The organism is Cellulomonas edaphi, assembly GCF_030362815.1.
GTDB classification, from domain to species: Bacteria; Actinomycetota; Actinomycetes; order Actinomycetales; family Cellulomonadaceae; genus Cellulomonas; species Cellulomonas edaphi.
In genome coordinates, this window is the sequence record NZ_JAUCGR010000001.1 from 161,699 (window position 1) to 185,464 (window position 23,766).

20 protein-coding genes are annotated in these 23,766 nt (G+C 70.7%); 8 read left to right on the forward strand and 12 right to left on the reverse strand.

Translation table 11 applies throughout. The features are described 5' to 3' along the window. Positions 1-29: 29 nt before the first annotated feature. The 4 genes from QRT05_RS00790 to QRT05_RS00805 all read right to left on the reverse strand — a co-directional run bounded on the left by QRT05_RS00790 (position 30) and on the right by QRT05_RS00805 (position 3,829). Complete coding sequence (locus QRT05_RS00790; RefSeq protein ID WP_289446082.1) at positions 30-794, reverse strand: amino acid ABC transporter ATP-binding protein; 765 nt, start codon at positions 792-794, stop codon at positions 30-32. 23 nt (positions 795-817) lie between these two features. Further along, positions 818-1,780: an amino acid ABC transporter permease gene (locus QRT05_RS00795; protein WP_289444272.1), complete on the reverse strand. Its 963-nt coding sequence runs from the start codon at positions 1,778-1,780 to the stop codon at positions 818-820. Between the two features lie 5 nt (positions 1,781-1,785). Then, positions 1,786-2,712, reverse strand: coding sequence for an ABC transporter substrate-binding protein (locus QRT05_RS00800; protein ID WP_289444274.1), 927 nt, complete (start codon positions 2,710-2,712; stop codon positions 1,786-1,788). Positions 2,713-2,896: 184 nt separating this feature from the next. Next, entirely contained in the window at positions 2,897-3,829 is a 933-nt protein-coding gene (locus QRT05_RS00805) for an AraC family transcriptional regulator (RefSeq protein ID WP_289444276.1), read from the reverse strand. A 73-nt stretch (positions 3,830-3,902) separates the two neighbouring features. On the opposite strand from QRT05_RS00805, the gene QRT05_RS00810 reads away from it, so the two are divergent. Next, positions 3,903-4,343: an anthrone oxygenase family protein gene (locus QRT05_RS00810; RefSeq protein WP_289444278.1), complete on the forward strand. Its 441-nt coding sequence runs from the start codon at positions 3,903-3,905 to the stop codon at positions 4,341-4,343. A gap of 41 nt (positions 4,344-4,384) precedes the next feature. On the opposite strand, the gene QRT05_RS00815 is transcribed toward QRT05_RS00810, so the two are convergent. Then, positions 4,385-5,248 carry a LacI family DNA-binding transcriptional regulator gene (locus tag QRT05_RS00815; protein ID WP_289444282.1) on the reverse strand — a complete coding sequence of 288 codons (864 nt, stop codon included), beginning with the start codon at positions 5,246-5,248 and terminating at the stop codon, positions 4,385-4,387. Positions 5,249-5,370: 122 nt separating this feature from the next. Continuing rightward, positions 5,371-5,658 carry a hypothetical protein gene (locus tag QRT05_RS00820; RefSeq protein WP_289444284.1) on the reverse strand — a complete coding sequence of 96 codons (288 nt, stop codon included), beginning with the start codon at positions 5,656-5,658 and terminating at the stop codon, positions 5,371-5,373. A 127-nt stretch (positions 5,659-5,785) separates the two neighbouring features. Between QRT05_RS00820 and QRT05_RS00825 the strand changes: the two genes are divergently transcribed. After that, a complete protein-coding gene (locus QRT05_RS00825; protein ID WP_289444287.1) occupies positions 5,786-6,619 on the forward strand; it encodes a hypothetical protein in 834 nt (277 codons plus the stop codon). Positions 6,620-6,688: 69 nt separating this feature from the next. On the opposite strand, the gene QRT05_RS00830 is transcribed toward QRT05_RS00825, so the two are convergent. Further along, positions 6,689-9,154: a glycoside hydrolase family 2 protein gene (locus QRT05_RS00830; RefSeq protein ID WP_289444290.1), complete on the reverse strand. Its 2,466-nt coding sequence runs from the start codon at positions 9,152-9,154 to the stop codon at positions 6,689-6,691. A 328-nt stretch (positions 9,155-9,482) separates the two neighbouring features. On the opposite strand from QRT05_RS00830, the gene QRT05_RS00835 reads away from it, so the two are divergent. Further along, complete coding sequence (locus tag QRT05_RS00835; protein ID WP_289444293.1) at positions 9,483-10,775, forward strand: ROK family transcriptional regulator; 1,293 nt, start codon at positions 9,483-9,485, stop codon at positions 10,773-10,775. A 58-nt stretch (positions 10,776-10,833) separates the two neighbouring features. On the opposite strand, the gene QRT05_RS00840 is transcribed toward QRT05_RS00835, so the two are convergent. The 4 genes from QRT05_RS00840 to dnaK form a co-directional block, all read right to left on the reverse strand. Next, positions 10,834-11,265, reverse strand: coding sequence for a heat shock protein transcriptional repressor HspR (locus QRT05_RS00840; RefSeq protein ID WP_289444296.1), 432 nt, complete (start codon positions 11,263-11,265; stop codon positions 10,834-10,836). Then, a complete protein-coding gene (locus QRT05_RS00845) occupies positions 11,265-12,227 on the reverse strand; it encodes a DnaJ C-terminal domain-containing protein (protein ID WP_289444298.1) in 963 nt (320 codons plus the stop codon). The genes QRT05_RS00840 and QRT05_RS00845 overlap by 1 nt, the downstream gene beginning before the upstream one ends. 106 nt (positions 12,228-12,333) lie before the next feature. Then, entirely contained in the window at positions 12,334-12,927 is a 594-nt protein-coding gene (grpE, locus tag QRT05_RS00850; protein WP_289444300.1) for a nucleotide exchange factor GrpE, read from the reverse strand. Next, positions 12,924-14,783: a molecular chaperone DnaK gene (gene dnaK / locus QRT05_RS00855; RefSeq protein ID WP_289444302.1), complete on the reverse strand. Its 1,860-nt coding sequence runs from the start codon at positions 14,781-14,783 to the stop codon at positions 12,924-12,926. The genes grpE and dnaK overlap by 4 nt, the downstream gene beginning before the upstream one ends. A 285-nt stretch (positions 14,784-15,068) precedes the next feature. On the opposite strand from dnaK, the gene QRT05_RS00860 reads away from it, so the two are divergent. From QRT05_RS00860 to QRT05_RS00875, 4 genes are all read left to right on the forward strand, one after another. Next, positions 15,069-15,791, forward strand: a complete 723-nt coding sequence (locus QRT05_RS00860) for a TnsA-like heteromeric transposase endonuclease subunit (protein WP_289444304.1) — start codon at positions 15,069-15,071, stop codon at positions 15,789-15,791. Positions 15,792-16,099: 308 nt separating this feature from the next. Then, positions 16,100-17,788, forward strand: coding sequence for a helix-turn-helix domain-containing protein (locus QRT05_RS00865; RefSeq protein WP_289444306.1), 1,689 nt, complete (start codon positions 16,100-16,102; stop codon positions 17,786-17,788). Beyond that, entirely contained in the window at positions 17,788-18,855 is a 1,068-nt protein-coding gene (locus QRT05_RS00870) for a TniB family NTP-binding protein (protein ID WP_289444308.1), read from the forward strand. The genes QRT05_RS00865 and QRT05_RS00870 overlap by 1 nt, the downstream gene beginning before the upstream one ends. Further along, a complete protein-coding gene (locus tag QRT05_RS00875; RefSeq protein WP_289446083.1) occupies positions 18,824-20,545 on the forward strand; it encodes a TniQ family protein in 1,722 nt (573 codons plus the stop codon). The genes QRT05_RS00870 and QRT05_RS00875 overlap by 32 nt, the downstream gene beginning before the upstream one ends. Positions 20,546-20,823: 278 nt before the next feature. Here QRT05_RS00875 and QRT05_RS00880 read toward each other — a convergent pair whose 3' ends face one another. After that, positions 20,824-21,411, reverse strand: a complete 588-nt coding sequence (locus QRT05_RS00880) for a winged helix-turn-helix domain-containing protein (RefSeq protein WP_289444309.1) — start codon at positions 21,409-21,411, stop codon at positions 20,824-20,826. A gap of 240 nt (positions 21,412-21,651) precedes the next feature. Here QRT05_RS00880 and QRT05_RS00885 point away from each other — a divergent pair, with 240 nt between their 5' ends. After that, the gene (locus QRT05_RS00885; RefSeq protein WP_289444311.1) at positions 21,652-23,622 is read left to right on the forward strand and encodes a type I restriction-modification system subunit M; all 1,971 of its coding nucleotides are present in this window, start codon (positions 21,652-21,654) and stop codon (positions 23,620-23,622) included. Positions 23,623-23,766: the final 144 nt, after the last annotated feature.

Here is a 23,766-nt window from a genome sequence, read left to right on the forward strand (position 1 = left end):
CGCCGACGAAGGTCCGGGCGCCGACCCCGTCAGAGCACGTGCGCGAGGAAGTCCTGCGTGCGCGGCTCGGTGGGCGCGTCGATCACCTGGGAGACGGGTCCGTGCTCGACGACGGCGCCGTCGGCCATGAACACCACCTGGTCGGCGACCTCGCGCGCGAAACCGATCTCGTGGGTCACGACGATCATCGTCATGCCGGACGTCGCCAGGTCCCGCATGACGCCCAGCACCTCGCCCACCAGCTCGGGGTCCAGGGCGGACGTCGGCTCGTCGAACAGCATGAGGTCCGGCTCCATGGCGAGCGCGCGCGCGATCGCGACGCGCTGCTGCTGACCGCCGGACAGCTGCGAGGGGTAGTGGTCGAGCCGGTCGGAGAGCCCCACGCGCTCGAGCAGCGCGCTCGCGCGCTCGCGCGCCTCGGCCTTGCTGACGCCCAGCACCTGGACCGGCGCCTCCATGACGTTGGCCAGCGCGGTCATGTGCGGGAAGAGGTTGAACCGCTGGAACACCATGCCCACCCGGGCGCGCTGGACCGCGATCTGCTTGGGGTGCAGCCGGTACAGCACGTCCTCGCCGCGGCGGGTGCCCTCGCGGTAGCCCTGCAGCTCGCCCTCGACGCGGATGCAGCCCGCGCCGATCTCCTCGAGCTGGTTGATGCAGCGCAGCGCGGTGGACTTGCCCGAGCCGGACGGGCCGAGCACCACGGTCACCGTGCCGCGCGGGACCACCAGGTCCACGCCGCGCAGCACGTGGTTGTCGCCGTACCACTTGTGCACGCCCGCCAGCTCGACCATGGGGGCGTCGGGGTCGAGCGCGCTCACGGGGTGACTCCGTCCAGGGGGCTGGGGTCGGCGGTGGTGTGCGCGGAGTTGATGGCCGCCTGCCGGCCTCGTCGGCCGCGGCGCGGCACGTGCTCGTCGAAGCCGCGTCCGTAGTACCGCTCGAGGTAGAACTGCCCGACCATGAGGATGCTCGTGATGGCGAGGTACCAGATGGCGGCGACCACCAGGAGCGGCACGGGCTGGAAGAGCCGGTTGCCGATCGCGGCCTGCGCGTAGTTGAGGTCCAGGATGAACGGGACCGCCAGCACCAGCGACGTCGTCTTCAGCATGGAGATGGTCTCGTTGCCGGTCGGGGGCACGATCACGCGCATCGCCTGGGGCAGGACCACGCGCCACAGGATGCGGCCGTCCTTCATGCCCAGCGCACGGGCCGCCTCGGACTGACCCCGGTCCACGCTCTGCAGGCCCGCCCGGACGATCTCGGCGAGGTAGGCCGCCTCGTTGAGGGCCAGGCCGAGGATGGCGGCGCGCGTGGCGTTGAGCACCACGGCGGTGTCGAACGTGACGAACGCGGGCCCGAACGGGATGCCCAGGCTGAGGTTGTGGTAGATCACCGACGCGTAGCCCCAGAACGCGAGCTGCGTGTAGATCGGCGTCCCGCGGAAGAACCAGATGTAGACCCACGACACGTAGCGCATCACCGGGTTGCTGGAACGACGCATGACCGCCAGCACGACCGCGAGCACGATCGCGATCGCCATCGAGGCCACGGTGAGGATGAGGGTCCACGACACGCCGCGCAGGATCGGCGCGCTGAAGAGGTACTCACCGACCGTGGACCACTGGAAGACGTCGTTGGTGATGAGCGCGTTGGCGACCATGGCCGCCAGCACGACGACCACCGCCGCGGAGATCCACCGGCCGGGGTACCGCACGGGGATCGCGTGGATCCGCTGGGGTTCCGGGGCCGGTGTCTTCGCGGCGGTGGGCGTCGTCACGGGGATCAGCCTACGGACGGGTTGAGCTCTGCCGTCTCCACCGCGCTCGCCTCGTTGCCCCACGCCGTGAGGATCTTGAGGTAGTCGCCCGAGTCGATGAGCTTCTGCATGGCCTTCTGCACGGCGTCGGTCAGCGCCTGGTCGTCCTTGCTCACGACGATGCCCTGGGGCGCGCTGGCGAACACGTCGCCGAGCTGCTCGAGCTTGTCGCCGGTCTGCGCGATCGCGTAGGCGATGATCGGCGAGTCGGCGTACATCATGTCGGCCTTGCCGCCGACGAGCGCCGTGGTGACCTCCGACTGCTTCTCGTACTTCAGCGGCGTGATGTCGTCCTTGCCGTCCGCCTTGCACTTCGCGATGAGGGCATCGAGCTCCTCGTCCTCGACCGTGCCGGTCTGCACGCCGACCGTCAGGCCGCACAGGTTGGCGGGGTCGATCTTCTTCGGGTTGCCCTTGGGCACGGCGTAGGCCTCGCCCGCCTCGAAGTACTGGATCATGTTCGCCTGCTGCAGGCGGTCCGGGTTGATGGTGAACGACGAGATGCCGACGTCGTACTTGCTGCCGATGGCCGGGATGATGCCCGTGAACGAGGCCGTCTGGACGTCGGCCTGCAGACCCATCACCGCGGCGAGCGCCTTGGCCAGGTCGACGTCGTAGCCGATCGGCGTGGTGCCGTCCTCGTCGATGTACTCGGCCGGCGCATACGTGGTGTCCGAGCCGACGACGAGCTTGCCGGCCGTCTTGATCTTCTCGGGCACGAGCGCCGCGACGGCGTCGTCCTTCGCGACCGACGTCGGGTCGAAGCTCGCGGCGGCCGACGCGCTCGGGGCGCCCGGCGTTGCGGTGTCGTCGTCGCCACCACCGCACGCGGCCAGGGCCAACGCGGAGCTCAGGACGACGGCGGTCAGGACTGCGGGACGAAACGTGCGCACGTGGATCCTCCTTCGCCGCGCCCGGGGGGTGCGCGGTGAGTGCAGCAGCTGACCGGAGGTCAGTTCTGGCGCGCCTGGTCGGTCGCGCGAGGCGGATCGTAGCGGCCCGGTGTTACGGCGTGGTAACCCTCTCGCTCGCCGGACACGCGCGCAGCGGCGCACGAACAGGCCCGCCGAGCCCCGCTCAGGACGCCGCGGAGCGACGCCGGTACTCCGACGGGGCGACCCCGTGCAGACGCTTGAACGCCGTGCTCAGGGCGAACGCGCTCGCGTACCCGACGCGCTGCGCGACCGAGCCCACGGTCGCGTCACCCTCGGCCAGGAGGTCGGCGGCGACGGCCAGCCGCCACCCGGTGAGGAACGACATAGGCGGCTCACCCACGAGCCGGGTGAACCGGCGGGCCAGGGTCGCGCGTGAGACGCCGCACGCGGCGGCGAGCGACGCCAGGCTCCACGGGTGCGCCGGGTGGTGGTGGATCAGCTGCACGGCGCGGCCGACCACGGGATCGCGCCCCGCGGAGAACCAGGCCGGGGCGGTCGCGGCCGAGTCGGCGAACACGTGCCGCAGGCACGTCACCAGCAGCAGGTCCAGCAGGCGGTCGAGCACCGCCTCCTGCCCCGGTGCGTCCCGGGAGACCTCGGCGGCGAGCAGCCCCACCAGGGGCGAGTCGAGCCCGCGCACGACGAGGTCCGACGGCAGGTGGGAGAGCGCGCGCGCCCCGACCTCCGTCGCACGCTCGTACGTGCCGATCAGCATCTGCGCGTCGCCCGTCGCGGCGTTGCCCCACGTGCGCACGCCCAGGGTCATCGACTCGGCGAGGAGGTGGCCGTGGGGGTCGACGCAGACCTGGCCCGGCAGGATCCGGATGTCGGGCGGCGTGCCCGACGAGTCGGCGAGCGAGTAGTGCGCGGGACCGCGGGCCAGCACCACGTCCCCGGCCGCCAGAGGCACGGCTCCCTCGGAGCCGGTGAACGTCGCCGTCCCCTGCAGCTGCACGACGACAGTCAGGGGTGCCTCGTCCTCGACCCGGATGGACCACGGCGGCGCGAAGACGGCGTGCAGGAGGAACGCCCCCCGCGCACGCGGACCGTCGAGCAGCCCACCGAGATCGTCCATCGTGAGACGATCGCACATGCATCCGAGCATGTGAACCATGGAGAGTCTCGTCGCCGGTCGGCAGGGTCGAGTCATGGACCTGACCCCCATGACCACCGTCCTGCTGGGCGCGCGGCTGTGCGCCGGCCTCCTCGCCGGGATCTACCTCGCGTTCGTCGTCGCCGTGATGCCCGCTCTGCACGGCATGGGCGACGCGGCCTTCGTCGACGCGATGAAGCGCATCAACGTCTCGATCGTGAACCCCGTGTTCTTCCTGGTCTTCTTCGGCGCGCCCGTCCTCACGGTGCTGGCCGCGGTGCTGATCCGCACGCCAGTGCTCTACGTCGCGGCGGGGCTCGCCCTGGTCACGCTGCTCGTCACGGTGCTGGTCAACGTGCCGCTCAACGACCGGCTGGCGGCGGGCGGCTCGCGCGCCGACTTCGAGCGCACGTGGGTGCTGTTCCACGGCCTGCGCACGCTCACCGGCATCGCGAGCCTGGTGTGCCTGCTGCTCGCGCAGGCGCCTGCGCCGTGAGGCCGCGGGGGCGCCCGGCGGGGACGCCCGGCGCCGGGGGCTCAGACGGAGGCCGCCGCGTGCGCCGCGGGGCGGCCCGTGGAGCCGCGGGCGCTGAGCCGCTGCGGCGGGGCGGGGTAGGAGCGGACCGGGCCGCCGGCGAGCGTGTCGAGCACCGCGACACCCGCCTGGCGCCCCACGCCGTGCACGTCCAGCGTCATCGCGGTGAGCGGCGGGGTGGCCAGCCGGCACAGCGCGGAGTCGTCCCACGCCAGCACGGAGAGCCTGCCCGGCACCATCACGCCCCGCTCGGCCGTGACGGCCAGGGCGCTGAGCGCCATCACGTCGTTGTCGAAGATGATCGCGGTCGGGGGCTCGGGCTGCTCGAGCAGCTCGCGCGTCGCCGCCTTGCCCGACTCCTCGGAGTAGTCGGCCTCGACGATCGTGCTCTCGACGGACAGCCGTGCGCACCGCTCGGCGAACGCCTCGGTCCGGGCGTGCGTGTGCATGAGGCCGCGCGGGCCGCTGACGCGGCCCAGACGTCGGTGCCCCAGCCCGACGAGGTAGTCCACCGCGTCCCGGCACGCCTGGGCGTTGTCGATCCAGACGTTCGAGAACGGCACGTCGGCAGACGGGCCACCCACCACGACGGCGGGGATGCCGAGCTCGGCCAGCACGGCGAACCGCGGGTCCTCGGCGACGACGTTGACGACCACGACCGCGTCCACCAGTCCGCCCTCGGCCCAGCGGCGGTACGCGGCCAGCTCCGCGGCGTGGTCGGGCACCACGTGCAGCAGCAGCGAGCGGTCGTCGGTGGCGAGCACCTCTTCGATCCCCGCGATGAGGTCGCCGAAGAACGGTTCGTTGCCCAGGGTCCTCGCGGGGCGCGCGAGAACCAGGCCGACGGCACCAGTTCGGGGGATCACGGCGCCCAGGGTGGCAGATGCACCAGGGCCCGGTCGAGGTTCGCCGCTTTCTTCTTCAACTGACTAAAAGTTCTCGCCGTCGGGCAAACCCAGGCTTTCGGCTGGCGGCATCTGGCCCGTTTTCACCGCGAAGCCGACACCTCGTGGGCCGCCACGGCCGCGACGTCGAGCGCCACGCGACGTGCGTCGGCGTCGACGTCGTCGGCCGCTCCACCCACCTCCGTGCCGACCTCCGCGCGGGTGGCCGAACCGTGCAGCGAGGGGCTCCCCACCACCCGACGTGGTGCCACCGGGACGGGGGAGCCCGCGCGCCGGCGTTCGACGGGATCCCACCGCGTGCTCCGCAGCGCCAGGACCACGAGCGGGGAGAGGATCACCAGGGCCGTCAGGACTGTCATCAAGGTCGTCATGACCCCACCGTCGTCCTGTCCGGACCGCGCGACGAGTGGCAGATATGACGTTGTGCGTCGTTTTTCCGCCAACTCCGACGACGGTCGATCGGCCACGAGCGGCGGCGGCTGCGCCTAGGGTCGGACCATGGCAGAACCCGATGCAACCACCACATTTCCCCTGGGCCGCGCACCGCGACCCACGACCGGCCCCGAGCTCGGCGAGCGCGTGCTCGCGACCATCGCGGCCGAGACCGGCGGGAGGTCCGGCGGGCGCGTGAGCGCGACGGTCGACGGGGCCGACATCCCCTCGCTCGAGATCGACCTCACCGGGCTCGTCGTCAGCGACGCGCGCCGCTCGTCGCAACGGACCGCGGTGCACGGCCGCGAGCGCGGGACCGTCGGGCGACTGCGCGTCGAGGCCCACCCCCTGACCGTCGAAAGCATCCCCGTGGACCTCCGGGCGGACGCCGAGAAGGTCCCGTTCTCCTGGGTGGAGGGCACGGACGGCTCGCTCGCCGCGGAGCTCGTCGAGCCGTCGCCCGAGGCGCCGCTGGTCGGCACCGGCCGCGTCGCCGCACCGCGCACGGCGGTCGTCGCCGCTGTGGAGCGCCGCGCGGCGGAGCTCGTCGCGGGCCAGGGGCTCAAGCTCACCAAGCTCGAGGTCGACCTGACCTCGCAGGGGCCGCGGGCCGTCGCCGTCGCGGTGCGGGCCCAGCTGCGCAAGGGGATCCTGTCCGCGACGGCAACGGGCGGCGCCCGCGCGACCATCGACGACAACCTGGTGCTCACGCTCAGCGACATCACGGCGACCAGCGGGAACCCGTTCGTCGCGGCGCTCCTGGCTGCGGCGAAGGGCCGGTTGGCCGCGCTCGAGGGTCGTCGCATCGACCTCGGCACGCAGGTACCCGCGGGCGTGCACATCGTCGACGTCCAGCTCGAGGTCGGCGACCAGCTGGTGCTGACGGCCCGCGCCGGCTGACTCCAGCCGCCGAACCGGTGGTTGTCCGCGCCCCCACGGGCGGATCCGAGGACAACCACCGGTTCGGCGCTAGGTCCGCGCCACCAGGTCGTTCGCGCTGCGGAGCACCGGCCACGAGGCGAGGGCGTGCTCGAGCCCGGTCACCGCGGTGCGCACCCGGATGCGGGCCGTCGCGCCGGCCGGCAGGGTGACGAGTGCCTGGTCGGTCACGGCCGCCGGGTCCAGGCGGTCCGCGTGCAGGGTCAGGTCCTTGACCAGGGAACGAGCCACCACCGTGACCGCGTACCCGCCGTCCTCGGCCTCGACGGTGACGTCGGCGGGGGCCGACTCGAGGTGCAGCGCGACGTCCTCCGCCCAGGTGTGGACCGTGCGCGTCCCGTCCAGCTCCGCCACCAGGACCTCGGTCGCCGGGTCGGCCGGCACCGCCACCTCGTCGGGCAGGACCACCAGCTCCACGGTCCGCGGCGCGGCTCCGGCGTGCAGCGACGCCGCAGCCAGCACTGTGCCGTCCAGGCGCTCCCGCCTGACCTCGAGCGCTCCCGTCCAGCGCGACGGCGAGTCGTTGACCACGGCGACGACCAGGCCCTGCGGACGCTGCTGCACCGTCAGCAGCCGATCGGCGAAGGCCGCTCGCAGCGCCCACCACAGCGGCTTGGGTCGCCCGTCACCGTCGATCGCGGCCCACGAGGTCACCGGCCAGCAGTCGTTGAGCTGCCAGACGATCGCGCCGGCCGTGCGCGGCCACCACGAGCGGTAGTGCGTGATGGCGTGGGACACGGCGCGCGCCTGGTTCAGCTGCGTGGCCCAGTGCCAGTCGGTGAAGTCGTCGGGCACGCCGAGGTGCGGTGCGAGCCCCCGGTCCAGCTTGGCGTTGCCGTCCGCCGCCTTCTGGTGCAGCAGCCAGACCGCGTCGTCGGTGGACAGCGGTGAGCCGTCCTCGTTGCGGATCGCCCGCTCGAGCGTCGCCCAGGTGGGAGGGCCCTGGAAGCCGAACTCGCTGCAGAATCGCGGGACGTCGTCGCGGTAGTGCGTGTAGTCCACCCGGTTCCACACCTCCCACTGGTGGTGCGTGCCGTGGTCGGGGTCGTTCGGGTGCACCTCGGCGGGGGCGCGGCGAGGAGAGAACGGGCTTCCCGCCGCGTACGGCGTGGTCGGGGACAGCTCGGCGACCACGCGCGGGAACAGGTCCTCGTAGTAGCCCAGTCCCCAGGTCCGGCCGGCGAGCTCGTCCTTCCAGCCCCAGTCCTCGTGGCCCCAGAGGTTCTCGTTGCCGCCGTTCCACAGGACGAGCGAGGGGTGCACCGAGAGCCGCGCCACGTGCTCGCGGGCCTCCGCCTCGAGCTCGGAGCGGTGCGGCTCCTCCTCGGGGTACGCGAAGCACGCGAGCGGGAAGTCCTGCCAGACCATGAGCCCGCGCTCGTCGCACAGCTCGTAGAAGTCGTCGGACTCGTAGATCCCGCCACCCCAGACCCGCAGCAGGTTGAGGTTGGCCCCGAGCGCCTGGTCGAGCCGGCGGGCCAGCCGTTCCCGCGTGATGCGGGTCAGCAGGTGGTCGTCGGGGATCCAGTTCGCTCCGCGCACGAACACCGGCACCCCGTTGACCACGAAGGTGAACGCCGTGCCGTGCTCGTCGTCGGACGTATCCACCTCGACCGTGCGCAGGCCGATCCGGCGCTCCCACGACTCCAGGCCGGCCAGGTCGACGACGAGCGGGTACAGCGGCTGCTCGCCGTGGCCCCGCGGCCACCACAGCTGCGGGTCGCGCACGACGACCTCCACGACCGCCGAGCTCGCGTCGGCGGCGATCACGGCATCGACGCGGGTGTCCCCGATCCGCACCTGCAGCGGCAGGTCGGCCACGGGCGCGCCCGAGCGCTCCACGTCGACGTGCACGGCGACGCGCGCCTCGTCGTCGCCGACCGTGACCAGCGGCCGGACCGACGCGATCCGCGCGGTGCGCCACCGCTCGATGCGCACGGGACGCCAGATGCCCGCGGTCTGCAGGTCCGGTCCCCAGTCCCAGCCGAAGCTGCAGGCCATCTTGCGGACCATGTTGAGCGGGTGCGGATACGCCCCCGGCCGGGGTCCGATGCGGTCCGCCTCCGCCTCCGCGTGCTCGAGCGCGGACCGGAAGAGCACGTCGAGCGGGAGCGGCCGGCCGTCGGCGGCGGCGAGGTGCTCGCGCACGTCGAACCGGTACGTGCGGTGCTGGTTGGCCGTTCGCGCGAGGGGCGCGCCGCCCAGGCTGATCTCGGCCACGGTGTCCAGGCCCTCGAACACGAGGTCGACGCGCTCGCCCGCCGCTGGCGGCGCGGCGGTCAGCTCGCGGGAGTACCGCCACTGCGCGCGGTGCGCCCAGGCGAGGAGGTCCTCGTTGAGGTCGAGGTACGGGTCGTCGATGAGACCCACCGCGAGCAGGTCGGTGTGCACGCTGCCCGGGACCTCTGCGGCAATGGTCCGGTCGACGATGTGCCCCGGCACCGGTCCACCCGCGGAGCGCAGCGTCCAGCCGTCGTGCAGAGTCGTGCGGTTCATGGGGCTCCTGGTGCGTGTAGGGACCCGGCGTCGCACCTGTTCTACAGGGGATCCCCCTCGGGGGCGCACCCGGAAGCCGCGTCACGTGCGGACGGGCCCCTCTGCGGGGTGAAAATCAGCCAGGGCAAGTCCGTCGCATCCGCCAGCAATCGGGTCTCGGGCGTGGACAACGAGTGACTGGAGCACCAGTACGCACCTATGGTAAGGAGCGCGCATCGACCGCGCCCCGGAGCAGCGCGAGCCGCCACGGCGACGGTCGACCAGTCAACGTCGACGGGGTCTCCCCCACACACGCCATCGACGCGCACCCTCAGACCCTGGAGGCTTCGTGAGCGCCGGACCCGGCGGGACGCCGAACGCGCCCACGCGCTCCGCGCTGCTGCACGCGACCACGCGCGCCGCGCTCCTCGACGTCATCCGTGGCGCGGGGAACATCAGCCGGGTGGACCTGACCCGCGCGACGGGCCTGACCGGCGCCACGATCTCGACCGTGGTGCGCCGGCTGATCGACGACGGCCTCGTCGTCGAGACCGGCCGTGCCGAGTCGACGGGGGGCAAGCCGGCCGTGCTGCTCGCCCTGGCACCCGACTCGCGGTACGCGGTCGGCGCCGACCTCGACCATTCGGGCATCACCTACGTGCTGTCGAACCTGGGCGGCGCGATCGTCGGTCGCTGGCGCCGGCCGGGATTCGGCATGGAGTCGCCGGCCGAGGTCGTCGAGCGCATCGGCACCGAGCTGACGACGTTCATGGCGCAGGTGGGCGTGGACCCGGACCGCATCGTCGGCCTCGGCGTGGTGGCCCCCGGGCCGCTGGCCGGCGCAGCCGCCGTGGCGGGCGCACCGGCGGGGCTGGAGGCGTGGTCCACCTATCCCCTCGCCGACGCGCTCCGGCGGACGGTCACGCTGCCCGTGATGCTCGAGAACGACGCGACGGCCGCCGCGGTCGGCGAGTACTGGACCCGCAGCACGGAGTCGAGCTCCTGCTTCGCGGCGGTGTACATGGGGACCGGCATCGGGGCCGGGGTCATGGTGAACGGCGACGTGTACCGCGGCGCCAGCAGCAACACCGGCGAGATCGGCCACCTCTGCGTGGACGCCGACGGACCCGAGTGCTGGTGCGGGAGCCGCGGCTGCGTCGAGGTGCTGGCGGGGCCCGCTGCCGTCGTGGCCGCCGCACGGGAGGCCGGCATGGACCTGCGCGGGATCGGCGTCGCGGAGGACTTCGCGACGGTGGCCAGGGAGGCGATGGTGGGCGACCCGCGCGCCGTCGCGATCATCCAGCGCTCCGCGCGCTACATCGCGCTCGCGATCCACGGCCTGGCCAACCTCATGGACCTCGACCGCATCATCCTCACGGGGCCGGCTTTCGCGCAGGCCGGTTCGCTGTACGTGCCCGCCATCCGGACCCAGCTGGAGCGTGGGTTCTTCGCGCGCACCAGCCACGCGGTCGAGGTGGTGATCTCCACGCACGCGGCCGAGGCGGCCGCCGTGGGCGGTGCCGCCCTCGTGCTGCAGAGCGAGCTCGCGCCGCGCGCGTCCTCCACCCACACCGCGATCTCCGGCCGGGCCGTGTCGCACGGCCTGCGGCAGAGCGGGCCGGGGAGCGTCCCCTGGGGCTGAGCGCCCAGCGCGGGTCGGGCGCTCAGCGCGGGTCGAACGCTCAGCGCGGGTCGAGCGCTCAGCGCGGGGACGGCCGCCAGAGCACGACCGACCCCGACTGCGTGATGGCACGCGGCGGCTGCATGGGCCGCGGCTGACGGGCCACGCGACGGGTCGCGACGACGTCCCCGCGAGGATCGGCAGTGAACACGCGTCGGCCGGGATCCACGAACGCGCGCAGGTACGCCACCTGGTGTTGCAGGCGGTCCACCTCCGCCTCGAGCTCGAGGATGCGCTTGATGCCCGCCAGGTTCACGCCGTCGTCCTGCGAGAGCCTCTGGATCTCCCGCAGCGTCGCGACGTCCCGCAGCGAGTACCGCCGACCCCGCCCGGCCGTGCGCGACGGCGACACCAGGCCCAGCCGGTCGTACTGCCGCAGCGTCTGCGGGTGCATGCCCGCCAGCTCCGCGGCGACCGAGATGACGTACAGCGGGGTGTCGTCGCCGGCCACTACGACCTGGCTTGATCCATCAGGCCGGCACGCACGTCCTCACCGGACGTCGCGATGCCGAACGCCTGGACGGCCTCGCGCGCCGCGGCAGAGAGCCGCTGCGGGACCACCACCTGGACGGTGACGAGCAGATCGCCCTTCTCGCCGATGCCCCGGCCCTTGACCCGGAGCACCCGGCCGGACGGTGTGCCCTCGGGCACCTTGACGCGGACGGGCCCGCCGTTGAGCGTGGGCACCTCGATGGTCGCGCCCAGCGCAGCCTCGTCGAAGGCCACGGGGACGGTGATCCGCAGATTCGTGCCGTCGGCGGTGAACACCGGGTGCGGCTGCACGCGGACCGTCACGACGAGGTCGCCGGCGGGCGCACCGGGCTCGCCCGGGCGGCCCTTGCCACGCAGCCGGATCTTCTGGCCGTCCCGCACCCCGGCGGGGATGCGCGCGTTGACCGTGCGCCCCTCGACCGACAGGGACACGGTCGCGCCCTCCGCCACCTCGCGGAACGGCAGCGTCACGGCGGCCGAGAGGTCCGCGCCGGGCTGCGGGCCGCGCTGGAAGCCACCGCCGGCGGCGCCGCCGAACATCCCGCTGAGCAGATCCTCGAACCCGGCGGGCGCACCCGTGGAGCGCGTCCGCGCTCCGCCGGCGCCGCCGCCGAACATCCCGCCGAACATGTCCTCGAAGCCGGCCGCTCCGCCGCCCCGGCCGCCGGCCTGGAAGCGGGCGCCGCCCGTCATCGCGCGCAGCTGGTCGTACTGCTGGCGCTGGCTCGGGTCGGACAGGACCGCGTAGGCCTCGCCGATCTCCTTGAACTCCGCCTCCGCCTTGGCGTCGCCGGGGTTGTGGTCGGGGTGCTTGGTGCGGGCGAGCTTGCGATAGGCCTTCTTGATGCTCGCCGCATCGGCATCCTTGGGCACGCCGAGGACGCGGTAGAAGTCCTTCTCGATCCAGTCCTGCCCTGTCACCGAGCCTCCCTCTCTGTTGCTCTGCGTCGGACGCTCTGTTGCTGCGTGTCGGACGGCTGTGTGGGTCGGACGCCGCGCCCGGCGTGCGGGCGCGGCGTCCGGTGGGTCACGCCTCGGGGTCGACGACCGCGACGCGGGCCGCGCGCAGCACCCGCTCCGCGGTGCGGTAGCCGGGCTGCAGCACCGTCTGCACGGTCGGCTCGCTGACGTCGGCGGAGTGCGAGTGCATGAGCGCCTCGTGCACCGCCGGGTCGAACGGCTCGCCGGCGGCGCCGTAGCGCTGCACGCCGAAGCGTCCGAGCGTGGCCTCGAGCTTCTCGGCGATGCTCGCGAACGGACCGGTGAGGTCACCGTGCTGGCGAGCCAGCTCGATGTCGTCGAGCACCGGGATGAGCGCCTCCGCCACGCTGGCGACCCCACGGTCCTGCGCCGCGAGGGCGTCGGCCTTGGAGCGCTTCACGTACGCCGAGTACTGCTGCTCGAGGTTGTAGTGCGCCGCGTTGGCGCGCTGGATCTCCTCGAGCCGCTCGGCGGCGAGCTTCTGGGCCTCGATGAGGCCCTCGAGCACGATCGACTCCTCGGCCTCAGCGGCCACCGACTCGGCCTCCGCGAGCACGTCGTCCTCGGGCGTGCGCACCTCGCCCGTCTCCGGGTCGAGACGGCGCTTGTCCGTGAAACGCGGCTCGTCGGACTCGGTCACTTGGCCTCCTCGGCCTCGTCGTCCACGATCTCGGCGTCGACGACGTCCTCGTCAGACGCGGAGCTCGTCGGCTCCTCGCCCGCGGGGGCCGCGTCTGCCGCGCCCTGGTTGGCGTAGATGGCCTCGCCGATCTTCTGCGCGACCGTGGAGAGGTTCGCCGTCTTGGCCTTGACCTCGTCGGTGTCCGTGCCCTCGAGCGCCACCTTCAGCTCGCCGACCGCGGCCTGCACCTCGGTCTTGACGTCGTCCGGCAGCTTGTCGGCGTTGTCCACCAGCAGCTTCTCGGTCGAGTAGACCAGCTGCTCGGCGGAGTTGCGGGCGTCGGCGTCCTCGCGGCGCTTCTTGTCCTCGGCCGCGTGCTCCTCGGCCTCGCGGACCATGCGCTCGATGTCCTCCTTGGGGAGGGCCGAGCCACCGGTGATCGTCATCGACTGCTCCTTGCCCGTGCCGCGGTCCTTGGCGGACACGTGCACGATGCCGTTCGCGTCGATGTCGAACGTGACCTCGATCTGCGGCAGGCCGCGCGGCGCCGGCGCGATGCCGGTCAGCTCGAACGTGCCGAGCGGCTTGTTGTCCCGCGCGAACTCACGCTCGCCCTGGAACACCTGGATCAGCACCGACGGCTGGTTGTCCTCGGCGGTGGAGAAGATCTCCGACCGCTTGGTGGGGATGGCCGTGTTGCGCTCGATGAGCTTGGTCATCACGCCGCCCTTGGTCTCGATGCCGAGGCTCAGCGGGGTCACGTCGATGAGCAGGACGTCCTTGCGGTCGCCCTTCATGACGCCGGCCTGCAGCGCCGCGCCGACGGCGACGACCTCGTCCGGGTTGACGCCCTTGTTCGGCTCCTTGCCGCCGGTCAGCTCGGTGACGACCTCGGTGACGGCCGGCATACGCGTGGACCCGCCGACGAGCACGACGTGGTCGATGTCGGAGAGCTTGATGCCCGCGTCGCGGATCACGGCGTTGAACGGGGCCTTGGTGCGGTCCAGCAGGTCCTGCGTGAGCTGCTGGAACTGCGCGCGCGTCAGCTTGGTGTCCAGGTGGACCGGGCCGTTCTCGCTCATGGACAGGTACTGCAGCGAGATGTTGGTGCTCGTCGCGGACGAGAGCTCCTTCTTGGCCTGCTCGGCCGCCTCGCGCAGACGCTGCACGGCGATCTTGTCCTTGGACAGGTCGACGCCGGTCGAGTTCTTCACCTCGGCGGTCAGGTGCTCGACGATCCGGTTGTCCCAGTCGTCGCCGCCCAGGCGGTTGTCGCCCGAGGTCGCACGCACCTCGATCGTGGAGAAGCCGTCCTCGTCCTTGCCCACCTCGAGGAGGGAGACGTCGAACGTGCCGCCACCGAGGTCGAAGACGAGGATGAGCTCGTCCTCCTTGCCGCGCTCCAGGCCGTAGGCCAGGGCGGCGGCGGTGGGCTCGTTGATGATGCGCAGGACGTTGAGGCCCGCGATGGCGCCGGCGTCCTTGGTGGCCTGACGCTCGGCGTCGTTGAAGTACGCCGGGACGGTGATGACGGCCTCGGTGACGGGCTCGCCCAGGTAGGCCTCCGCGTCACGCTTGAGCTTGGAGAGCACGCGCGCGCTGATCTCCTGCGCGGTGTACTTCTTGTCGTCGATCGACTGCGACCAGTCCGTGCCCATGTGGCGCTTGACGGACGTGATGGTGCGGTCGACGTTGGTGACGGCCTGGCGCTTGGCGATCTCGCCGACGAGCACCTCGCCGGTCTTGGAGAACGCGACGACCGACGGCGTCGTGCGCGACCCCTCGGCGTTGGCGATGACCGTGGGCTCGCCACCCTCGAGGACCGCGACGACCGAGTTGGTGGTGCCCAGGTCGATGCCGACTGCTCGTGCCATGTGTTGTTCCCTCTTTCGATCTGTGCCGCTGGATGTGGCCCTCGCGGGCCGCTCTTGAGTCCGCTGCACTCAACCTTGCATCCGGTGTCGTCAGGAAGCAAGCGGGGCGATGCGAACTTGAGTCTGATGGGCTCAACCTTGGCGGCATGGGGAACATTCCCGCACGCCGGTACGCCAGCTAATGGCACCGGTTGTGGGTTCGCATCCGACTTGTCGTATTCGCGTTAAGTTGTCATCGGCGTGTCGCAGTTCGCAGGGAGTTGTCGTAGGCGCACCGTTGAGGGCGTGGACGCTGGGGCGTTGCGCGTCAGGTACATCACGAGCGAGGGCCAAGAGCAGGAAACCTCGCTCGCCTCGGTCGACGGCAGTCACGTCGCGCGGGGCCTTCCCGTCCGGATCCCGCCCTCGTACGTCGGCCAGTCGAACTATCCAGGGCTCTTCTGGTCGGCGACCAACGCCGGTCACGTCTGGTACGAGAGCCTGCTTGAGCTCGCCTGGTTGTGGCTCGCCGACTTCGATCCGCATGTACGGCGAATCGCGGCACAGCCCTTCGAGCTCACTGGCCGCGACGGTGAACGAGACCGCACGCGGTTTCCAGACTTCCTCGTGATCGATGAGCATCAAGAGGTCCGCGTGATCGACGTCAAGTTGGAACGCATGCTCGACAAGCCCGATGTCCGGGCCTCGCTGAACTGGACGGGCCACGCCCTCGGTGCACGCGGCTGGCCCTACGAGGTCTGGTCGGGCGCCCATCCGACGATCCTGCGCAACGTTCGTCTGCTCGCGGCCGCGCGGCGCCCTAACATCGTCCCCGACTCAGCCGTCGACAGCGTCGTTGCTTCTTGCCCGGCAACGGGCACCTCGCTCGGAGAGCTCGAACGAAGCGCCCGAGCAACGGCGACGACCGCTACCCCACGAATCGTGGTCTTCGCCGCTCTCTGGCGGGGACAGCTCGTCTGTGACCTGCGCGCTCCCATCAACGCCCGAACCCTCGTGAGCGCCGCGTGAACCCGCCGGCGACGCTCGAGCTTCGCCCGGGCGCCTCCCTGTGGTGGCAAGGCGCGTGCTGGCAGGTCGAAGCAGTCACCTCCCGCGAAGCCGTGCTTCGACGTGACCACGACGTCGCCAACGTCGCAATCGCTGAGATCGCGACAAGCGCTCATGCGCTGAGCGCGAATCGAGCCGCACCCGGCACAAGGGGTCCGTCGGATCTCGGCGCCGTCGCACTGTCGTCGCTCCCACGACACAGACGAGAGGCTGCTGAGGCGAGCGCCGCCGACATCGCCGAGCTTCTACGCGCGGGAGGTCCATCGGGCGTGCACCTGGCCGAGACCGCCAATCGCCTGGGCATCTCCGTGCGGACGCTCCAGCGCCGCGTGGCCGCGTTCCAGGCGCGCGGGATCGACGGGTTGGTCGACAACCGTGTCGTGGAGCGTCGCGCGGCGAGGGTCGATCCGCGCTGGGACGACGCATGTCTGGCCGTCTTGAAGTCGTACACGAACGCGTCGACGCCCACACGGCTCGCGGTGATCGACGAGGTCAATCGCCAGGTCGTCGCGCTCCACGGAGACTCGGTCGAACTGCCCCACCAGGCCACCGCCTACCGCCGCCTGAGCGCCCTAGAGAAGGGTCGATACACATTCGGCTCCGCCAAGGCGCGGCGCTCGGTCGCAGCGCGGCCTGAGGGCGTCCTTGGGCGTTTGCGCGCCGACCGCCCGGGCGAGTACGTCGTGCTCGACACGAACTCGCTCGACGTCTTCGCGATGGAGCCGGTCACCGGGCGGTGGGTCCCCGTCGAGCTCACAGTCGCGATGGACCTGTTCTCGCGATGCATCCTTGGCCTACGCCTGACGCCCATCTCGACGAAGGCCTCGGACGTCGCCAACGTGCTCTTCCAATGCCTGCAGCCGCAGGAAGCCGGCGAGGGCGACTGGCCGTACCACGGCGTTCCGTCCAACGTGCTCGTGGGCACCGAAGTGCCCGACGGCGTGCACCAGGAGCGCCGCAACGGCCTCCCGGCCGTCATTCCAGACACGATCGTGACGGACCACGGTAAGCAGTACCTCTCGGCACACGTCATCGGCGCGTGCGCCAGGTTGGGCATCTGCGTCCAGCCCGCCATCAAGAAGAAGCCGACCGACAAGCCGACGCTGGAACGCTTCTTCGGCACGATGCGGCAGTCCTTGCTCCAGCACCTGTCGGGCTACAAGGGTCCCGACGTGTACTCACGCGGCCATGCGGTCGAGCAGGGCGCCTTCTACTACGTCTCCGAGCTCGAGCAGATCATCCGCGAGTGGGTATCGACGGTCTACCACCACTCCGAACACGCAGGGCTGGCGCTGCCGGACGTGCCACGTGCGCGTTTCACACCGTCCCAGATGTTCGAGATCGGACTGTCGCGGACCGGCGGCCTGGTACTCCCCGCGTCGCGCGAGCTCGCGTTCGAGTTCCTCGATGTGAAGTGGCGGACGATCCAGCACTACGGCGTCGAGGTGAACGGGCTGCGCTACGACGGCGAGGCCCTCAACCCATACCGCAACCTGCAGTCGACTTACGGCGGTGCGCACCCAGGGAAGTGGCCGCTTCACGTCGACGCGCAAGACGTCCGGCACATCTGGTTCCGGGACCCAGCGGACGCGTCGTGGCACGAGTTGGCCTGGGAGCACGCCCCTGCTCTCGGCGCTCCGTTCAGTCTGGACGCCGTCGAGTACGCGAAGAGGGTCGCGCTCTGCGGGATCCACGTCGACAACCCATCGGCGGCCGTCCACGAGTTGCTCCGAGCCTGGCAGCGAGGGGAAGTTACGACCCGGCGCCACCAGAGCCTCGCCCGAAGGCTCGCCTCGCGACCCGCGCCGAACAACGAGGGCGGGGACTCCCGACAAGTTGCCGCCCTGCCAGGCGTGATCGACCTGCTCGAGCGGCGGGCTGCGCGATCACGGCCCGCCGACGACCTGGACGTCTTCGAGCGATACGAGCCGGTGGACGAGTTCGAGGTGCTCGACTGATGACGAACCGATGGGCGCTGTGGCTCGAGCGCAACGGCACGCGGGAGTTCGCCCTGGGACGCAAGGCGGGATGGGACGCGTTCGTGAACGCGGCCCCGCGGGAGCCGCTCGAGCGTCTCGACCTGGCCGAGCTCGAGCGCCTGGGCGCCGAGGAGCGCGCGGCCTACGACGAGTGCCGGATGGTCTGGAACGCCAATTTGCCGACGATCAACACCTTCCAGGTGCTGGACGCGTACGACGTGCTCGACCAGGTCATGGCGTCGTCGCGACGCGACGGCGACCGGCTCCGTGGCGCCGCGGTCGTCGATGCGCCCGCTGGCAACGGCAAGACGACGATCGCGAAGCAGTTCGGGAGGGATTTGCATCGACGCGTGTGCGGCGCGCGGGGCCCGCTTACGGCCGAAGGTCATCAGCGCTGGCCCGTGGCCTTCGTCCCGCTCGCCGCGGGTATCACGCTCAAGGGCCTCAACACGAAGATCCTGGAGTTCTACGGTCACCCGGGCGCACGCAAGGCGTCGACCTCGACCCTGGGCGCGCTGGCGGTCGACTGCGTGCTGTCCTGCCAGACCAAGATGATCATCATCGACGACCTGCACTTCATTGACTTCAAGCACCGCAACGGAATGGACGTCTCGAACCACCTCAAGTGGCTGGCGAACGAGATGCCCGTGACCTTCGTGTACACCGGCGTGAACCTCACCGAGAAGCGGTTCTTCGACGAGGGGCTGCTGGGGGAGCAGACCGCCTATGCGCAGACCAGCCGACGCGCGACCCGGTGCGCGGTAGAGGCGTTCCGGATCGACAACGAGTCCGGCTACCGCGCGTGGACGGCGCTGCTGCGCGCCCTCGAGAAGCACATCGTCCTCGCCGACGGGCGCGAAGGGATGCTCACCGACGAGGCCCGGGAGATCTTCCGCCGCACGCAGGGCAACATCAACTCGCTCACAACACTGCTCGACCGCGCGTGCCACCGTGCCATCCGAAGCGGCTCGGAGACGATCGATCGCCGCATCATCGACCGCGTCCTTCTCGACAATGCCGCCGAGGTCAGCGCCGCGCGCCGCTGAGCCAGTCGCCGCGCGAGCACGACGTCTACGGTCGGCGGGCGGCGGCCACGTCGTCGACCGGCTCCCCATCGCGGTCCCACGGCACATCGACGAGCACGTGGCGTCGTGGCTGGTCCGCGTAGCGAGCAGGTATGCACTGTCCCCGCGCGACCTGCTCCGCAGCGTCGGTGTGGACATCCCTCCGCAACGAGTCCTGCGCCTTGACAGCTTGCCAGCGCCCGCACGCGGGAACCTCGCGGAGCAACTCGCCGTGACCGTCGAGAACCTGTCCGACCTGCGCGGCGGCATCGGCCGCGCTCTGTCGGAAGCTCGCGCCGAGTACCGGCGCGAGAACAGGCTCGAGGCGCGCACGACTGCACTGTCGCGAACGAAGTTCTGTCCGGAGTGCCTGCGCCGGGACGGCTACTGGCGCGAGTCGTGGACAGATCCGCTCCACGTCGTCTGCATCGAGCATCACGTCGAGCTGGTGGACTCCTGCCCGGGGTGCGATCGCCCGCCGTTCGGCGGCGCGGCGTGGCTCACCAGCCGCACCGACATCACCACATGCCCAGCCTTCGACACCCTGTCGACCGGTGGCCGATACCGACGGCGATGCCTCACCGACCTCGCGACAGTCGAGGCGCCGGTCGTCTTCCACGACGTCGTCGAGGCGCAAGTCGCGTTGTTCGATATCGCGGCCCGAGTAGCCAACGACCCGCACGCCTTGGTGCCAACATGCGGCACCCACGGCCGCGCCCAGACCATCCTGGAAGCGTGGCTGACCATGGTCGATCGGCACATCAACGCGACGCGCTCGTCCCGGCCTGAGGTCTACCTGCGCGCGCTCCTCGAAGCCCACGCCGTGCTCGGCGCGAGCAGTCTGGTCGCGTCGAGTCGCGAGGCCGGCCGTAGGCAGGCGTTTGGCCCAAACAACGAGCTGGCGCCGCTGGCCAGCGACGCGCAGGTGCGTTCCAAGCCGCGCAACCCGCTGATCGTCGCGATCACCCTCACGGGCTTCCACGGGACGTTCAGCCTCGGCGCCGAGCTCAGCCACCGACTCGGATCGGACCGGCCCCGCTATCCCGACGGCGCAAACCCCACGACCCGTGTGCTTCAGGCACCGGACGGACGCCCCGCGCTGCCGCTCGCCTGGATCCCACAAGTCGTCGACGAATACGCCCTCGACATCGACGCCGATACCCACCTCGGGATCAACTCGCCGCTGGGACGCGCGTTCACGGCGACCTGCCTCGCTCGGTACGGAACCGACCGGCCGTGGAGTCGAATCGCCATCGCCCTCGGTCTGCCGGCGATGACCGCTCCCCGCTTCAGGACGTACTGGCGGTCGGTCTTCGACGCCAAGCTCTGGCCTACGTACCTCTCGGCGATCGACGATCTGTACCACCGCATCCACGATTCACCGCCGACGATCGACTACCAGCGACGCCGGCTCGACCTCGCCGACACCGGTGCGCTCCTCGGAGCCTGTCGTCGGGCGACGCGCCACCTCGACCACCCTGTCCGCACCGGGGATGTCGTCGCGGCCGCGTGCAGGTTCTGGCTCGACCACACCGGCGGCCATCCCTCGTTCGCGCAGGCACCACTGCGATCCGACGAGGCTCCGAGCGCGCTCTCTGACGACCTGCGCCGCGCGATCGCGGAGGAGGCTTACCTCACGGCCGACGTGGATACGCCGGCGCGCCCGCCATGAAGCGCAGCCTCGTGCGAATTGCCTTCGGGTCAGGCAGGACCTTCCGGGGCGTCAGAGCGTTCGGCGATCGTCGCGTGGCTCCAGGCGCCCGGCCCTCGAGCGATCAAGCCGCACGGCATCGACGAGCTCCGGCACGCCGTCGACGCGAGCAGCACGGCACGCACCGTCGCCCGCCTCCGCGGGTCCATGGCCGCCCTCGTCCGCCACGCACTGCTCACCCCGTCGGGCGTGCGCGAACCTTGGCACCTGGAGTTCTAGCTCGACGGCGCCCGGCAAGCTCAGATTCCATCGTCGACGACGTCGAGCGGGACGAATGCGTTGTCTCGCACGTTGCGCACGAACGGATCGCTCGCCTCGGACCACGCCTTCGCGGACACGAACGTCACGTGGATCTCGCGGCGAAGTCGGGCCTCGAGCCCGTCCAGCGCCAAATCGACCGCTCCCCGAGCCGGACTTCCGACAATCAGCAGATCGATGTCGCCCGGCGCGGGCCCCGGGAGGCCGACAAACCTCGCTGCCCAAGAACCGAAGATGTACGCCCGGTCGATCCCAGCGACGTCATTCAGGGCGATCCTGAGCACCTTGCGCGGGCCGAAGCTGATGATCAGCATCTGGCGCAGGGGTTCGGTCACGGGGTTGGTGTCGTTGCTGCGCAGGACCGCTGCGCGACCGACCTGTGTCGACGTCAGCAGCCCGGCTGCGAGCAACCGCCGGGTCTCCCGATGCACCGAGGACTCGGGCTCGTCGAGCGCGCGAGCCAGCTCGGCGGCGGTCCAACCCTCGTCGCTCGTGAGCACCTCGTACAGGACCAAACCCTGCAACTGCGATCGCAGGACCGGCAGAAGCGGGGGCGCCTTACTTCTCATTTACCTGAGGTTATCAGTCACCAATCGAGAGCCCTGGTGCGCTCATGCTCGGCTGCCTCGCCCGCGTCCTCCCTTCAGCACGAGGTTCACCTCGATGAGGTAGCGGGTACCAGACGACTCGGACGTCCGGACTTGCACGAGGAGCCATCGCCCAGCCGATAGCCTCGCGATGGATCAGCGGTGACCGTGGGCCGGGCTCGCGCGCCGTGAACAGCGCGTGGAGAGTCGAGGGCAACACCGGTGAGCAAGCTCAGTAGCTTCGTGTGGGGGATCGCGGACCAGCTCCGCGGCCCGTACCAGCAGCACGAGTACGGGTCGGTCATCCTGCCGATGACGATCCTGCGTCGGCTCGACGCGATCCTCGAGCCGCACCGCGGGACGATCGCGGGCCTCATCGCCGGCGTGGACTCCGAGATGCGCCAGGCCTCGCTCGTCCGCCAGGCCACCGGGCTGCGGTTCTACAACACCTCGAAGTTCACGCTCACCGGCCTGCTGCAAGACCCCGACGGGCTGCAGGCCAACCTCGTCGAGTATGTGCACTCGTTCTCCTCCGCGATCGACGTGTTCGATCGGTTCAAGTTCGACGAGGTCGTCGCCAAGCTCGCCGAGAAGGACCGCCTCTACCTGGTGGTTGAGCGGTTCACGAAGGTCGACCTGCACCCGGACGTCATCTCCAACTCCGACATGGGCGACCTGTTCGAGGACCTGATCCGCCGCTTCGCGGAAGCCTCGAACGCCACCGCCGGTGACCACTTCACACCGCGCGACGCAGTCCGCCTCGTCGTCGACCTGATCTTCGCCGAGGACAACGCCGCCCTCGCCGAGAAGGGCGCCGTCCGCACGGTCTACGACCCAACCGCCGGGACCGGCGGCATGCTCTCGCTGGCCGAGGAGCACCTGCGCGAGGAGAACCCCGACGCCCGCCTGACGCTGTACGGGCAGGAGATCAACGACCAGTCCTACGCGATCTGCAAGTCCGACCTGCTCGCCAAGGGCCAGAACCCGGACAACATCAAGCTCGGCGACACCTTGTCCGACGACCAGTTCCCCGGCCAGACGTTCGACTACTGCCTCGCCAACCCGCCCTACGGGGTCGACTGGAAGGCATCGGAGAAGGCCGTCAAGGACGAGCACAAGCGCGGGCTCGCCGGCCGGTTCGGCCCCGGACTGCCCGGCGTCGGTGACGGGCAGATGCTCTTTCTGCTGCACCTGGCGTCCAAGATGCGTCCGGCCTCGCAGGGCGGCGGACGCGTCGGCGTCGTCATGAACGGCTCACCGCTGTTCAACGGCGGCGCCGGGTCGGGGCAGTCGGAGATACGCCGGTGGCTGCTGGAGAAGGACCTGGTCGAGGCGATCGTCGCGCTGCCGACCGACATGTTCTTTAACACTGGCATCTCGACCTACGTGTGGGTGCTCGACAACACCAAGTCCGACGAGCGGGCCGGCAAGGTCCAGCTGATCGATGCCTCAGGACGCTCCAGCAAGATGCGCAAGTCTCTCGGCTCCAAGCGCGTCAAGATCAGCGACGTCGATCGCAAGGCGATACTCGCCGACTACGCCGCGTTCGAAGCCAGCGAAACCTCGAAGATCTTCGACACGCAAGACTTCGGCTACTGGACCATCACCGTCGAACGCCCGCTGCGACTGCGCTTCGCCTGCACCCCCGCGCGGGTCGCGCTCGTCCGCGACGAGCCGAAGCTCAAGGGCGTCGACCGCGACCGGCTCGCTGACGTGCTCGCCACCTTCGGCGACGAGGTCTACATCAACCGCGACGCGTTCATGAAGGACCTCGGCAAGCACCTCGGCTCGAACGGCGTCACACTCACGACGCCGCAACGCCGCACCCTGTGGCTCACGATCGGCGAACGCGACGAGAACGCCGACGAGATCCGTGACGCCAAGGGCAGCCCCGAGCCGGACCCGAAGCTGCGCGACACCGAGAACATCCCCTTCGGCTGGAACGGAACCCCCAAGACCGCCGACGCCGACGGAACCGAGCGCGCCGTCATCGACGCGTACATGCAGGCCGAGGTGCTGCCGCACGTCCCCGACGCCTGGGTCGACCGCACCAAGACCAAGGTGGGCTACGAGATCCCGTTCACCCGGCACTTCTACACGTACGTGCCGCCCCGGCCGCTTGAGGAGATCGATCGCAACCTGGACGCGCTGGTGGGCGAAATCCTCGACCTGTTGCGGGAGGTAGAGGCGTGAGACCGGGATCGCCTCAGTCGAGCTTCTCACAGTGGCTGGACGCGACGCCGGACCGATGGCGGGTCGCGAGGCCCAAGACACTCTTCACTGAGCGGCGACAGTCCTGCACCGACGCGGATGTGCACCTGACGCCGTCGCAGACGT